At 76.2% G+C, this 15,916-nt stretch carries 2 protein-coding genes; both read right to left on the bottom strand.

Annotation, left to right across the window (positions count from 1 at the left end):
- Position 1: 1 nt before the first annotated feature.
- Positions 2–14,440, bottom strand: a complete 14,439-nt coding sequence (locus tag ACFCX4_RS00580) for a type I polyketide synthase (RefSeq protein WP_376137654.1) — start codon at positions 14,438–14,440, stop codon at positions 2–4.
- Between the two features lie 215 nt (positions 14,441–14,655).
- Positions 14,656–15,894, bottom strand: a complete 1,239-nt coding sequence (gene hemA / locus ACFCX4_RS00575) for a 5-aminolevulinate synthase (RefSeq protein WP_376137652.1) — start codon at positions 15,892–15,894, stop codon at positions 14,656–14,658.
- Between the last annotated feature and the right edge of the window lie 22 nt (positions 15,895–15,916).

Here is a 15,916-nt window from a genome sequence, read left to right as displayed (position 1 = left end):
CTCAGGCGTTGCCGAAGTCGTTGTCGAGCAGGGCGAACAGCTCGTCCGCCGTCGCCGTTTCCGTGACCGTCGCGGTGTCGCCCACCGGTCCGGGCGGTGCCGCCCCGCCCCCCGGGGCCCCGCCGCCCCGGCCCCAGCCGCGCAGCAGTTCGTCCAGTCGTTCGCCGACCCCGTCGGTGCCGGCCGTGCCGGGCGGGACGGCCGCGAGGAGCACGGCCAGCCGGTCCAGCTCGGCCAGCAGCGGCGAGGGGGGTTCGGGCGCGGCGGACAGTTCCGCGTCCAGATGGGCGGCGAGGGCCTCGGGCGTCGGGTGGTCGAAGACCAGCGTCGGCGGGACGGTCAGCCCGGTGGCCTCGCACAGCGCGTTCCTGAACCGCACCGCGAGCAACGAGTCGAAGCCGACCTCGGAGAAGGAGCGCTCCGGGCGCACCGGACCGGCGCCGGGATGACCGAGGACCGCGGCCGCGTGCCGGACGACCAGGTCGAGCACCGCTTGACGCCGTGCCTTCCGGTCCAGCGGGGCCAGCCGGGCGGCCAGTCGTACGGCGGGCGTGCCGTCGTCGTCTCCCGCGGCCTCCACAGGGTCCCCGGCCGGCACCGCGGCCACCGCCGCGGTGGCCGTCCGGCCCGGTGCGGGCAGCCAGTACCGGTCGCGCTGGAAGGGGTACGTCGGCAGCGCGACGGGTGCCGGGCCGCCCGGCCCGGGGGCGCCGGTCCAGGGCGACCAGTCCACCGGACCGCCGCCGGCCGCCCACGCCTCGGTCAGCGAGGCCAGCAGCCGGTCCCGGCCGCCGTCGCCGCGCCGCAGCGTGCCGACCGCCGACACCTCCCGCCCGGCCTCCGCGGCCACCGCCTCGATCCCGGCGAGCAGCACCGGATGCGGGCCGACCTCGACGACCAGGGTGTGCCCCGCCTCCAGCAGGGCGTGGACCGCTCCGACGAAGTCGACCGGCTCGCGCAGGTTGCGGTACCAGTAGTCGGCGTCGAGCGACTCACCGGCGACGGGCCCGCCGGTGACCGTCGAGTAGAGCGGGACGGCCGAGGCGCGGGGGCGTATCCCGCCGAGGGCTTCGCGCAGTTCGTCCTCGACCTCGGCGACCTGGGCGGAGTGGGCCGCGTAGTCCACCGGGATCGTCCTGGCCCGCACGCCTTCCCGCTCGCAGGCCGCGAGCAGGGCGGTCAGCTCCTGGGGCTCCCCGGCGACGACCACGGCCTCGGGGCCGTTCACCGCGGCCACACACGCGTGTCCGCCGACGGGCAGCAGGCCCGCGGTCCGCTCGGCGGAGGCGGCGACCGACACCATGCCGCCGCGTCCCGCCAGCCTCAGCAGCGCCCGGCTGCGCAGCGCCACCACGAGGGCCGCGTCGTCGAGCGACAGCGCTCCGGCGACGCAGGCCGCGGCGATCTCGCCCTGGCTGTGCCCGACGACGGCGTCCGGGGTGACCCCGGTGCTGCGCCAGTGCGCGGCCAGCGCGACCATGACGGCGAAGAGCACCGGCTGGACGACGTCGACGCGGTCGAGCGACGGTGCGCCGGGCGCACCGCGCAGCACCTCGGTCAGGGACCAGTCGGTGTGCGGGGCGAGCGCCCGTTCGCAGGCGGCGACGGCGTCGGCGAAGGCCCCGGAGGTGTCGAGCGCCGCCACGGCCATGCCGCTCCACTGCGAGCCCTGGCCGGGGAAGACGAAGGCCGTACGGCCGCCGCGCGCCCGGTCCTGCACCGCGCCGGGCGCGGGTTCTCCCGCCGCGAGGGCATCCAGCCAGCCGAGGAGCGCGGCGCGGTCGCGGCCGGTGGCGGCCGCCCTGAAGGGCAGGGCGGGGCGGGTGGTGGCGAGCGCGCGGGCCGCTCCGGCGGCGTCCCCGTCGGGGTCGGCCCGCAGGTGCTCGCCCAGTCGGCGCGCCTGCCGGCGCAGGGCCGCGGGGGTCATGGCGGAGAGCAGCCACGGCACCGCGGTCCCGCTGTCCCCGGCCGGTTCGCCTTCGCCGTCCCCGGGCGGCGGGGCGTCGGCGGCGGGTGCCTCCTCCAGGACGGCGTGGGCGTTGGTGCCGCTCATGCCGAACGCGGAGACGCCGGCCCGGCGCGGCCGGTCCCCGTCCGGGGCGTCCCAGGGGCGCGCGGTCGTGAGCAGCCGGACCGCGCCGGCCAACCAGTCCACCCGGCTGGACGCCTCCTGGGCGTGCAGAGTGCCGGGGAGCACGCCGTGCCGCAGTGCGAGGACCGTCTTGATGACCCCGGCGACCCCGGCGGCGGCCTGGGTGTGGCCGATGTTCGACTTCAGCGAGCCCAGCCACAGCGGGCGGTCGGCGGGCCGGTCCTGACCGTAGGTGGCCAGGAGGGCCTGCGCCTCGATGGGGTCGCCGAGCACGGTGCCGGTGCCGTGCGCCTCGACCAGGTCGACCTCGGCGCCGGACAGTCCCGCCGTGGCCAGCGCGCTCCTGATCACCCGCTGCTGCGCCGGGCCGCTCGGGGCGGTGAGGCCGTTGCTGGCACCGTCCTGGTTCACCGCGGTGCCCCGTACGAGGGCGAGCACCGGATGCCCGAGGCGGCGCGCGTCGGAGAGGCGTTCCACGAGCAGGACGCCCACCCCTTCGCCCCAGCCCGTACCGTTCGCCCCTTCGGCGAAGGAGCGGCAGCGGCCGTCGGGTGACAGGCCCTGCTGACGGCTGAACTCGACGAAGACGTCCGGGCTCGCCATCACGGCGGCGCCGCCGACCAGGGCGAACGAGCAGTCGCCGGCACGCAGCGCCTGGCCCGCCAGGTGCAGTGCCACCAGCGAGGAGGAGCACGCCGTCTCCACGGTCACGGCGGGGCCGCCGAGGCCGAGGGTGTAGGCGACGCGGCCGGAGGCGACGCTGGTGACCGTGCCGCTGAGGAGGTGCCCCTCGACCTCGTCGGCCGGGTCCTGCGGGCCGGTGCCGTAGCCCTGGGCGGCGACGCCGACGTAGACACCGCCCTCGCTGCCGCGCACCGACGCGGGATCGAGTCCGGCCCGCTCCAGTGCCTCCCAGCTGGTTTCGAGCAGCAGTCGCTGCTGCGGGTCCATGGCCAGGGCCTCGCGCGGCGAGATCCCGAAGAACTCCGCGTCGAACTCGGCCGCACCGTCCAGGAATCCGCCGCCGGTGGTGTAGAAGGTGCCCGGGTGCAGGGGATCCGGGTCGTAGAGGGTGTCCAGCGGCCAGCCGCGGTCGGTCGGCAGCGCCGCGACCGCGTCGACCCCGTCGGCCACCAGTTGCCACAGGTCCTCGGGCGAGCGGACGCCACCTGGGAACCGGCAGGCCATCGAGACGATCGCCAGGGGTTCGTCGGCCGCCGCGGGCCCGGCCGCGCCGCCCACCGCGCGTGCGGGGTCCGGCACGGCCGTGCCGGTCGTACCGCCGGCGTCCGGTTCCGTGCCGTTCAGCCCGGCGAAGAGGTGTGCGGCGAGGGCGGTGGCCGTCGGGTGGTCGAAGACGGAGGTGAGCGCGAGCGGCAGCGCGGTGGCCCCGACCAGCCGGTTGCGGAGTTCCACGGCGGTGAGCGAGTCGAAGCCCACCTCGCGGAACGGGCGGTCGGCCGCGAACCCTGCGGCCGAGTCGTGGCCCAGCACGGCGGCGGCCTCGCCGCGGACCAGCTCCGTCAGCAGCTTGCGGCCCTCCTGCTCGGGCAGCAGACGCAGCCGGTGCAGCCACGACGGGCCGCCGCCGGTACCCGGCCCGGATCCGGCGGAGGCGTCCGCGTCCGTCGGCCCGCCGTCCACCGCCCGGTACTCCGCGGCGGCCGGCAGGCCGCGCAGCAGCGCGCTCTCCCGCACCGAACCGAACGTGGGCGCGAAACGGCTCCAGTCCAGCTCGGCGACGACCGGTTCGCCCTCGTCCAGGGCCAGCACCCGGCCGAGCGCGGAGAGCGCCTCCGCGGGGGCCATCGGCACCAGCCCGTGGCGGCGCAGGCCGTCGCCGACCCCGCCGTCGGCCATGCCCGCGCCGGCCCAGGGGCCCCAGGCCACCGAGGTCGCCGCCAGACCCCGGCCGCGCCTCGCCGCGGCGAGGCCGTCCAGGTAGGCGTTGGCTGCCGCGTACGCGCCCTGGCCACCGCTGCCCCAGGTGCCCGAGATCGAGGAGAACAGCACGAAGGCGTCCAGCGGACGGCCCTCGAACAGGGTGTCGAGATGGGCCGCGCCACGCGTCTTGGCCGCCGTCCGCCGGGCCAGTTCCTCCGGCGTGCAGTCCGTCAGCGCGGTGTCCGAGGTGAGTCCCGCGGCGTGCACCACGGCGCGGACGGTGTCGCCCTCGTCGCTCAGCCGCTCCAGGACCCGTTCCAGCGCGGTGCGGTCGGTGACGTCGCAGGCCAGCAGGGTGCTCCGGGCGCCGAGCGCCGCCAGGTCGTCGACCAGCGCCCCGGCTCCGGGGGCCTCGGGGCCGCGCCGGCCGAGGAGGACGAGGTGTTCTGCGCCGCGCTCCGCGAGCCAGCGCGCCACCTGGGCGCCGAGGCCTCCGGTCCCGCCGGTGACGAGGACCGTGCCGCGCACCGTCCACGGCGCGGGCGCGGGTGTCGTGGGCTCCGGTGCGGGGACGAGCCGGCGCCCCAGCGGAGCCGGTGTGCGGACGGCGACCTGGTCCTCGCCGTCCAGTCCGGCCAGCACCGCGCACAGCCCGTCCAGCGCCGGCCCGTCCAGCTGCTCCGGCAGGTCGACCAGGCCGCCCCAGCGCAGCGGGTGCTCCAGTGCCGCCACCCGGCCCAGGCCCCACACCTGGGCCTGTTCGGGGCGGACCTCCTCGGTGCCGTGCGCCGCCACCGCGCCACGGGTGGCGCACCACAGGGGTGCGTCGATGCCGCCTTCGCCCAGTGCCTGGAGCAGCAGCAGGGTGCCGCTCAGGCAGGCGTCGAGCGTCGGCAGGCCGGCGTGGGGTCCCTCGGCCAGGGCCAGCAGGGACAGGACGCCCTCCAGTGCGCCGGACTCCGGGATCCACGGGGCCGGCTCCGCGGCCCCGACCCGGATCACGACCACGTCGGCCCCGTGGTCGGCGAGGGCCTGCTCGCAGGCCAGTGCGGTGTCCGCGGTACCCGGTCCGTCCGGGGTGACGAGCAGCCAGCGACCGGAGAGGCGGGGCTCCGCCGGTACGGTGAGCGGCTCCCACGCGATGCGGTAGTGCCGGGGGCCGCCGGGGGCCGCGGTCCCCGGGCGGGAGCGCCGGGTGGCGGGGGCCCGGTCCGGCGCGGCCTCCGGCCAGAAGCGCCTGCGCCGGAACGCGTAGGTGGGCAGGTCGACCCGCCGCACGTCGGTGCCGGTCCAGCCCGCCGACCAGTCCACCGCCACACCGCGCAGGTGGAGCGAGGCGAGCGCGGTGCGGACGGCGTCCGCCTCGCCGCGGCCGTCGCGCAGCAGCGGCACCGTCCCGGGGCCGGCCGGAGCGCCGGGGTCGGCGGGAGCGGCCGGGTCGGCGGCGGCGGTCGGGTCGGCGTCGGCGGTCGGGTCGGCGTCGGCGGTCGGGTCGTCGGCGGCGGAGTCGGGGAGGCACGCGTGGAGCATGCCGGACAGCACGCCGCCGGGTCCGAGTTCCAGGTAGGTCGCCGCACCCCCGGCCCGCAGCCGACGCGCCCCGTCCAGGAAGCGCACGGTGCCCCGGACGTGGCGTACCCAGTGCTCGGGGGAGCGGAGTTCCTCGGCCGTGGCCGTACGCCCGGTCAGGTTGGAGACGATCTCGGTGCCGGGCGCGTGGTAGGTCAGCGACTCGGCCACCTCGCGGAACGCGTCGAGCATCCCGTCCATTCGGGCCGAATGGAACGCGTGGCTCACCCTCAGGCGCCGGGTGCGCCGCCCCTGGGAGCGGAACGCCCCGGCCAGACGGAGCACCGCGTCCGCGTCACCGGACAGGACCACGGAGGCGGGCCCGTTGACGGCGGCGATGTCCACCGCGGCCCGGTCCGTCCCCCTCTCCGGGACGGGGTGCCCGGAGAGGTCGTCCAGGAGGGCCCGGCGCACCTCCTCCTCACCGGCCTCCACCGCCACCATCGCCCCGCCCCCGGGCAGTTCGTCCATCAGCCGGCCCCGGGCCGCGACGAGCGCGCAGGCGTCGGGCAGGTCCAGCACGCCCGCCGCGTGGGCGGCGGCGAGTTCGCCGACGGAGTGCCCCATCAGCAGGTCGGGCCGCACGCCCCAGTGCCGTACGAGCCGGAACAGCGCGGTCTCCAGGGCGAACAGCGCGGGCTGGGTGTACCGGGTCCGGTCGAGCAGATCCGCCCCCGGGGTTCCGGGCGCGGCGAACAGGACGTCGCGCAGGTCCAGGTCGAGGTGCGGGTCCAGGCAGGTCAGCACCTCGTCGAGGGCGTCGGCGAACACCGGGTCGTCGCGGTAGAGCTCCGCGCCGGCGCCGGGCCGCTGGCTGCCCTGTCCCGGGAAGAGGAAGGCGGTCCGGCCGGTGCGTACGGCACCGCCCGTGAGCAGCCGGCCCGTCGCCGTGCCGCGCGCGAGTGCGGCGAGCGAGCGCCGGACGGACGCCCGGTCCCGCCCCAGGACGGCGGCCCGGTGTTCGAGCCGGGCCCGTCCCGTGGCCAGCGAGTAGGCGATGTCCGCCAGTTCGGCGTCCGGGTCGGCGTCGAGCCGGCTCACCAGCCGGCCGGCCTGCGCCCGCAGGGCCTCCGGCGTCCTGGCCGAGAGCAGCAGCGGCACGGGCGGGCCGGTACGGCGGGGGACGGCCGCCGTACCGGCCGGCGCGGCGGCGGTGTCCGCGGCCGGCACGGCCGGGGCGCCGGTGCCGCCCGGCGCGGGCACGGCCGCGGCGGCGGGTGCCTGCTCGATGATCGCGTGCGCGTTGGTGCCGCTGATGCCGAACGACGACACACCCGCCCGTCGCGGGCCCCCGGTCTCCGGCCACGGGGTGCGCGCGGTGAGCAGGCGGACGCCACCGCCGGACCAGTCGACGTGCGGGTTCGGCGTCCCGGCGTGCAGGGTGCCGGGCAGTTCGCCGTGGCGGATGGCCAGCACCATCTTCATCACCCCGGCCACCCCGGCCGCCGCCTGGGTGTGCCCGATGTTGGACTTCACCGAGCCGAGCCACAGCGGACGGTCCGCCGGGCGCTCAGGTCCGTGGACGGCCTGGAGCGCCTGCGCTTCGATCGGGTCGCCGAGCCTCGTGCCGGTGCCGTGGGCCTCGATCGCGTCGATCTGGTCGGCACGCAGCGCGGCGTCGGCGAGGGCGGCGCGGATGACCTGCTGCTGGGACGGGCCGTTGGGGGCGGTGAGCCCGTTGCTGGCACCGTCCTGGTTCACGGCGGTGCCGCTGACCACCGCGAGGACGGGGTGCCCGTGACGCAGGGCGTCGCTGTGGCGCTCCAGCAGGAGCACTCCGGCGCCCTCGCCCCAGCCCGTGCCGTCCGCCTCCGCCGAGAACGCCTTGCACCGTCCGTCGGCGGCGAGCCCCCGCTGACGGCTGAACTCCACGAACAGCCGCGGAGTGCTCATCACCGTCACCCCGCCCGCGAGGGCCTGCTCGCAGTCGCCGCGCCGCAGTGCCTGCACGGCCAGGTGCAGCGCCACCAGCGACGAGGAGCACGCGGTGTCGACGGTGAGCGAGGGTCCTTGGAGGCCGAGCACGTAGGACAGCCGCCCCGAGAGCACGCTGGCCGTGTTCCCGGTCAGCAGATGGCCCTCGGACACGCCCTCCGCGCCCTCCAGCAGCGCGGAGTAGTCCTGGCCGTTGGTACCGATGTAGACACCGACCTGCCGGCCCTTCAGCACGGTCGGATCCTGCCCGGCGCTCTCGACCGCCTCCCAGGCGGTCTCCAGGAGCAGCCGCTGCTGGGGGTCCATGGCCAGGGCCTCGCGCGGCGAGATCCCGAAGAACTCCGCGTCGAACTCGGCCGCTTCGTGCAGGAAGCCGCCCTGCCTGCAGTACGTGGTGCCGGCCCGGTCGGGGTCCGGGTCGTACAGCCCCTCGGTGTCCCAGCCCCGGTCGGACGGCCAGTCGCCGACGGCGTCGGTGCCCTTCGAGATCAGGTGCCAGAACTCCTCGGGCCGGGTGACCCCGCCGGGGAAGCGGCAGCCCATGCCGACGATCGCGATCGGCTCGTCGCCACCGGGTTCCGCCACCCGGCTCGCCCCGGGACTGAGGGGAGCGGCGGAGTCCTCGGCGCCGCTCTGCGCGTCCGGCAGGTCCAGGTCCAGGTCCGCGAGCAGCCGGCCGGCCAGTGCCGACGGTGTGGGATGGTCGAACAGGACGGTGGCGGGCAGGGCCAGCCCGGTGTCGGCGGCGAGCCGGTTGCGCATCTCCACGGCCGTCAGCGAGTCGAAGCCCAGCGCGGAGAAGGCCTTTCCGGGCTGGACGGTGTCGACGCCGGGGTGGCGCAGGACGGTCGCCGCGTGGGTGCGGACCAGTTCGGTGAGGGTGCCGACCCGGTCCTCGTGGCGCGGCAGTACGGCGATCCGCTGCCGCAGGTCGCCGGCCGCGCCGCCCTCCCGGGCCGCCGCCGGTGCGGTGGTCTCCGGGGCGGGCCTCGCGGCGGCCGGGTCCGGCATCCCGTCGAGCAGAGCGGCGGTGCGCAGGCCCGTGGCCGTGGTGAAGCGCCTCCAGTCGACATCGGCGACCACGACCAGCGCGTCGTCCTCCGCGAGTGCACGGCCGATCGCGGTGACGGCCGTTCCGGGCTCCATCACCGGCATGCCGAAGTCCCGGAGCCGCGCGGCGACGCCGTCCGCCAGCATGCCCGGCCCGTCCCAGGCACCCCAGGCCACGGACGTCCCGGGCAGCCCGGCGGCCCGGCGGGCGGCGACGAGTGCGTCGACGGCCGCGTTGGCGGCCGCGTAGTTGCCCTGCCCGGCGTTGCCCACGACCCCCATCACCGACGAGAACACCACGAAGGCGGACAGGTCGAGGCCCGCGGTGACCTCGTGCAGGTTCCGTGCGGCGGTCAGCTTGGCGCGCAGCACCACCGCGAGCCGCGCCGGGTCCAGCGCGTCGAGCACACCGTCGTCGAGGACTCCGGCCGCATGGACGACGGCGGAGAGCGGGTACCGCTCCGGGATGCCGGCTACCAGCGCCGCCAGTGCGGCCGGGTCGGCGACGTCGCAGGCCGCGAAGGTCACGTCGGCGCCCAGCGCCGTCAGTTCCGCCCGCAACGCGTCCGTACCGGGTGCGTCGGCACCGCGACGGCTGACCAGCAGCAGCCGCTCCGCGCCCTGGCCCGCGAGCCAGCGCGCGGTGTGCGAGCCGACGCCACCGGTGCCGCCGGTGACGAGGACCGTGCCCTGCCATCGCGGTCGCCTCCGCCCCCGGACGGCCGCGCCGCCCTCGCGCGCCTTCGCCGGTACGGACGGCGCGGGCCGGAGGCGGCGTCCGTGGACCCCGGTGGAGCGCACCGCCACCTGTTCCTCGTCGGCCGCGGCTCCGGCGAGCACCGCGCACAGGCGGCGGGCGGCCCGCAGGTCCAGCACCTGGGGCAGGTCGATCAGACCGCCGCGGCGGTGCGGGTGCTCCAGTGCCAGCGTCCGGCCCAGGGCTGCGGACGCGGCCTGACCGACGTCCCCGGGCCGCTCCGCACCTCCCAGGACCGCCGTGCCCTTCGTCAGGATCCAGAGCCGGGCCCGGATGCCCGTGTCCTCCAGTGCCTGGGCCAGGGCGAGGGTCAGTGCAGGACCACCGGGCAGATCGAGGTGTTCGGGGTGGTGGCGCTCCTCCCAGGACAGCAGGGACAGCACACCGGCGATCGGCTGCTCCCCCGCGGCGCCCGTGAGCAGCCGGGCCAGGTCATCGCGGGTCGCGCCCGGATCGGCGACGACGCACGGAAGGAGGTCGGCTCCGGCCGCGCCGAGGGTGTCCAGGACGGCCGCCGCGTCCTCGCCCTCGGGACGCAGTGCGAGCCAGCGACCGGGGAGGCCGTCCGCCGGCGGGACCGACAGGGGTGCCCAGGCGACGCGGTAGCGCCAGGATTCCGCCCTCCGTTCACGCTTCCTGGCGGAGCGCCAGGTCGCCAGGGCGGGCAGGACCTCGTCCAGGGCTGCACGGCCGACCCCGAGGGCTTCGGCGAGCTCGGCGGGATCCTCGCGTTCCAGATCCTCCCAGCGGTCCTCGGCGGGGGCGGCCGGGACGGCTGCGGGGGCCGTCAGCCAGTAGCGGCTGCGCTGGAAGGCGTACGTCGGCAGCTCGACGCGACGCGCCCCCGGGAACGCCCCCGACCAGTCGACCCCCAGTCCGCACTCCCACGCACGGCCCACCGCGCGCAGCACCTGCTCCGGGCCGCCCTCACCCCGGCGCAACGTCCCCAGCACCGCGGCATCCGCACCCGCGGCCTCCACCGACTCCCCCACCGCCACCGCCAGCACCGGGTGCGGGCTGGACTCGACGAGGACGCGGTGCCCGGCCGCGAGGAGCGCGCGGGTCGCCCGCTCGAACTCCACGGTCTCCCGCAGGTTGCGGAACCAGTACTCCGCGTCCAGGGCCTCGGTGTCCAGCAGGCCGCCGGTCACGCTCGAATAGAACGGCACGGAACCGGCGAGCGGTGCGATGCCTCCCAGGTCGGAGACCAGCTGCTCGCGGATCTCCTCCACGTGCGCGGAGTGCGACGCGTAGTCCACATCGATCACCCGCGCCCGCACCCCCTCCGCGACCAGGACACCGACCAGCTCCGCCACCGCGTCCGCATCACCCGACACCACCGTCGACGACGGACCGTTCACCGCCGCCACCGACAGCCGGCCGGACCACGGGGCGATCCGCTCCCGGGCCACCCCCACCGGCAACGGCAGCGACGCCATCCCGCCACGACCCGCCAGCACCCTGATCGCCCGCGAACGCAGCGCCACCACCCGCGCCCCGTCCTCCAGACTCAGACCACCCGCCACACACGCCGCCGCGATCTCACCCTGGGAGTGACCCACCACCGCGTCCGGCACCACACCGAACGAACGCCACACCTCCGCCAGCGACACCATCACCGCCCACAGCACCGGCTGCACCACATCCACCCGCGCCAACAGCGCCTCCGAACCCAGCGCCTCCGTCAACGACCAATCGGTGAAGGGCGCCAGAGCCCGCCCGCACTCCGCCATCCGCCCCGCGAACACCCCCGACCCGGCCAACAGGCCCGCAGCCATACCCACCCACTGCGAACCCTGACCCGGGAACACCAACACCACACGACCCGACGACACGCCGGCTCCGCCGACCGCCGCCCCCGGTACCAGGCGTCCCTCCGCCAGCGCCTTCACACCGGCGAGCAGCTCGTCCCGGTCCCCGCCCACCACCGCCGCGCGGTGCTCGAAGGACGCGCGCCCCACCGCCAGCGAATGGCCCACGTCCACCGCATCGAGCCCGGGATCCGCCGCCACCCGCTCGTACAGCGCCCCCGCCTGCGCCCGCAGCGCCTCCGCGCTGCGCGCCGACACCGGCCACATCACCGGCCCGGGATGCCGGGCGCCCTCCGCCGCCCCGGCCGGGGCGGACTCCAGGATCACGTGCGCATTGGTCCCGCTGATTCCGAACGAGGACACCCCGGCCCGGCGCGGGCGTCCCGTGTCGTCCCAGGCGCGCGCCTCCGTCAGCAGCCGCCCGGCCCCCGCCGACCAGTCCACCTCGGGCGTCGGGCCGTCCACGTGCAGCGTCCTGGGCATCACCCCGTGCCGCATCGCCAGCACCGCCTTGATGACCCCGCCCACACCCGCCGCGGCCTGGCTGTGCCCGATGTTGGACTTCAGCGAGCCGATCCACACCGGACGGTCCGCCGGCCGGTCCTGCCCGTACGTCGCCAGCAGCGCCTGCGCCTCGATCGGATCACCCAGCCGCGTCCCCGTACCGTGCGCCTCCACCACGTCCACCTCGGACGCCGACAGCCCCGCGTCCGCCAGCGCCGCCCGGATCACCCGCTGCTGCGACGGACCGTTCGGCGCCGTCAGGCCGTTGCTCGCACCGTCCTGGTTCACCGCCGAACCACGCACCACCGCCAGCACCGGATGCCCGTTGCGCCGCGCGTCCGACAACCGCTCCAGCAGCACCATGCCCGCACCCTCGGCCAGGCCGAAGCCGTCGGCCGCCGCCGCGAAGGCCTTGCAGCGGCCGTCCGGGGCCAGACCGCCCTGCCGGCTGAACTCCACGAGCATGCCGACCGTGGACATCACGGTCACGCCGCCGGCCAGCGCCAGCGAGCACTCGCCCGACCGCAGCGCCCGCACCGCCAGGTGCAGGGCCACCAGCGAGGACGAGCACGCCGTGTCCACGGTGACCGCCGCCCCCTCCAGACCGAGGGTGTAGGCGAGGCGGCCCGACGCGACGCTCCCGGTGCTGCCCGTCAGCAGGTGGCCGCCCTCGTCGGCGCCCTGTTCGAGCGGGGGCCCGTAGTCCATCGTCATCGCCCCGACGTAGACGCCCGTCGGGGTCCGCCGCAGGGTGGCCGGGTCGATCCCGGCCCGCTCCAGCACCTCCCAGGTGGTCTCCAGCAGCAGCCGCTGCTGCGGGTCCATCGCCAGGGCCTCGCGCGGCGAGATGCCGAAGAACTCCGCGTCGAACTCGGCCGCACCGGCGAGCGAACCCGCCTCGCGCTGGTAGTAGTGGCCCGGCGTCCCCGGTGCGGGGTCGTACCGTCCTGCGGTGTCCCAGCCGCGGTCGTCGGGCAGCGCGGAGACGGCGTCGGCACCCGCCGCCACCAGCTCCCAGAGTTCCTCGGGGCTGCCGACGCCACCGGGGTAGCGGCAGCCCATGCCGACGATCACCACGGGGTCGTCGTCCGCGGCCCGCCGCACCGGCTCGTCCGCGCCGGTGTCACCGTCGGGCCGGTCGCCGCCGATCGCGGCGTCGAGGTACGCGGTCAGGGCCGCCGGTGTCGGGCAGTCGAAGACGACCGTCGCCGGGATGCGCAGCCCCGTCGCCGCGCTCAGCCGGTTGCGCAGTTCCACCGCGGTGACGGAGTCGAATCCCAGGTCGAGGAAGGCCAGGTCGGCGGGGACCGGATCGGACCGCCCGGTCAGCGCGGCGATCTCCTCGCCCACCAGCCGTGCCAGCGCGGCACGCCGCTCCGGTGCGTCCAGGCCGCGGAACGCGCCGCCGTCCCGGTCACCGTCCGCGCCGCCCTCGCCGCCCGGCCCGCTCGGGCCCTCCCGGCCGGTCTCCGCGAACGCCGCCAGGACGGCCGCCGGAAGGTCCCGCACCGCGCCGTCGTGCCCGGCGAACAGCACGTCCCGTGCCGGGGTGGCACCGCGCACGTACAGGTCGCCGAGCGAGGTCAGGAACCGGGCCCGACCGCCCTGGTCCCGGCGCAGCGTCCCGAGGACGGCGGCCCGCGCACCGTGTTCCTCCGCGCAGTCCGTGAGGGCGGAGGTCAGCACGGTGTGCGGGCTGACCTCCAGCAGGACGCCGTGGCCGTCCCGCAGCAGGGCCCCGGCCGCCTGGTGGAACCTCACCGTGGTGCGGAGGTTGCGGCACCAGTAGTCGGCGTCCAGCACCGGGGCGTCCAGCCGCCCCCCCGTCAGTCCGGAGTAGTAGGGCAGATTCGGCGTTCGGGGCCGGATCGGTGCGAGGTCGGCACGCATGCGGGGGACGATCGCGTCGATGTGCGGGGAGTGGGCGGCCAGGCCCACCGCGATCCGCCGGGCGTGGACCCCGTCCGAGGCCAGGTCGGCGAGGAGTTCGGCCGCGGCGTCGCGGTCGCCGGAGACGATCACCGACCGCGGGCCGTTGTGCGCGGCGACGACGAGCCGGCCCTCCCAACGGCGCAGCCTCGGCTCGACCTCTCCGGCCGAGGCCATGACGGAGACCATGTCGCCCTGCCCGGCCAGGGTCGCCTGGGCCTGGCTCCACAGGGCCACCACCCGCGCGGAGTCGTCCAGGGACAGCGCGCCGGACACCGCGGCGGCGGTGACCTCGCCGACGCTGTGCCCGAGCACGGCGGCCGGTTCCACCCCGTGGGACCGCCACAGTCCGGCGAGGGACACCGTCACGGCGAACAGCAGGGGCTGCACCACGTCCGCCCGGTCCGCGGCGGGGGCGCCCGGGGCGTCCGGGTCGCGGAGCACGTCGATCGGCGACCAGTCGACGAACGGTTCGAGGGCCTGCGCACAGGCGTCCATCCGGTCGCGGAACACCGCGGAGGTGTCCAGCAGGTCGACCGCCATCCGGGGCCACTGCGCGCCCTGGCCGGGGAACACGAAGGCGACCCGGCGGTCCGCTCCCGCGGTGCCCTCCACCAGGCCGGGCATGCTCCTGCCGTCGGCGAGCGCGTCCAGCCGCTGCAGGAGTCCTTCGCGGCCCTCCGCCACCAGCGCCGCCCGCCGGTTCCCCCCGGCAGCGGTGCGCGCGAGGGTTGACGCGATGTCCTGGGGGCTCCAGTCGTCACGGCCGGCCAGGTACCCGTGCAGGCCTCGCGCGCCGGCCGCCAGCGACTCCTTGCCGCTGCCGGCCAGTGTCCACAGCAGCGGTGCTTCCGTACCGTCGGGGTGCGCCATCGTCTGTTCGGGCTCCTTCACGGCGAGCAGGACCATCAGTCGCCGGACCGTGGCGGGGCGCCCGCTTCCGCGGGTCGCGCGCCGATCGGAACGCTTGCGTCATGCCCGGCGGGTGCCGCCACCGGACGTGCGACGTCGATCTTGCCCAAGTCGCATAGCGGCCCGATAGCGCAGGCCGCGACACGGTGCGGACGGGGGGGGAACGGGCGGGTCACGGGGCCGCGGCGGATCCGCGCGCCCCGTGGAGCGGGTCAGGTCGCGGCGGACCGCTGCGGGCCCGGGGCCCGGGTCACCCCCAGCTCCCGCCAGATCCCGTCCAGTGCCGCGACGAACTCCTCCACCGCCGCGGGCTCGTGGACGGCGCCGGGCGCGCTCCTGAGGATCTCCTGGCCCGCGCGCACGCTCGGCGCGTTGATCGCCTGTACGTAGATGCCGTGGCGTTCCAGGAGCAGGGCCGAGATCCGCCGGGCGAGTGCGTCGTCCCCGACGAAGATCGAGACGATGTGGGACTCGTCGGAGACGAAGGGGATCGCGTGTTCCGTGAGCAGCCGGTGCGTCAGTCGCGCGTTCGCGCGGAGCCGGTCGCGCTCCTCGTCCGAGGTGCGCAGGTGCCGGACCGCGGCGAGCGCGCCCGCCACGACCGCCGGGGGCAGGGCGGTGGTGAAGATGAAGGAGCGGGACAGGCCGCGCACCGCGTCGACCAGACCGGCCGGGCCGGCGATGTATCCGCCGGTGGTGCCGAACCCCTTGGCGAGCGTTCCCATGATGACGGTGAACTCGTCCGCGAGACCCAGGCCCGCCGCGATGCCGGCTCCCTCCGGCCCGTACATCCCGACCGCGTGGACCTCGTCGAGGAAGGTCATCGCGCCGTGCTCGCGCGCGATGCGGGCGATCTCGGCGAGCGGGGCGACGTCCCCCGCCATCGAGTAGACCGACTCCACGACGATCATCTTCGGCCGGTCGGGATCGGTCGCGGATATCAGCTCTTCCAGGTGCGCCGTGTCGTTGTGGCGGAAGATGTGCTTCTCGGCGCCGCTGTGCCGGAGTCCGTCGATGATCGAGGCGTGGTTCATCTCGTCGGAGAATACGGCGCAGTTCCCCAGCCGGCCGGCGAGGACGGTGAGGGCTCCGTCGTTGGCGGTGTACCCGGAGGTGAAGAGAAGGGCGTCCTCCTTCCCGTGCAGATCCGCGAGTTCGTTCTCCAGCAGCACGTGGTAGTGGTTGGTCCCGCCGATGTTCCGGGAGCCGCCCGCGCCCGCGCCGTACTCGCCGAGGGCTTCCCGGGTCGCTGCCAGGACCAGCGGGTGCTGGCCCATTCCCAGGTAGTCGTTGCTGCACCACACGCTGATCTCGGAGGTGATCCCGCCCCGCAGGCTCCGGGCCGCCGGAAACTTCCCGGCGCGCCGGCCGATCTCAAGAAACTCCCGTTTCGCCTCCGGGGATCCGCCTTCCCTCATATGTTGCGAGAAGAGCTCCAGGTAATGGTTCATGACCACCCTTTTCTCCGAGGAA

Origin of the sequence: Kitasatospora sp. NPDC056327, assembly GCF_042261735.1 — a bacterium.
Lineage (GTDB): Bacteria > Actinomycetota > Actinomycetes > Streptomycetales > Streptomycetaceae > Kitasatospora.
Note: the sequence above shows the minus strand (reverse complement) of the source record. Positions and strands in the feature narration are given on the sequence as shown.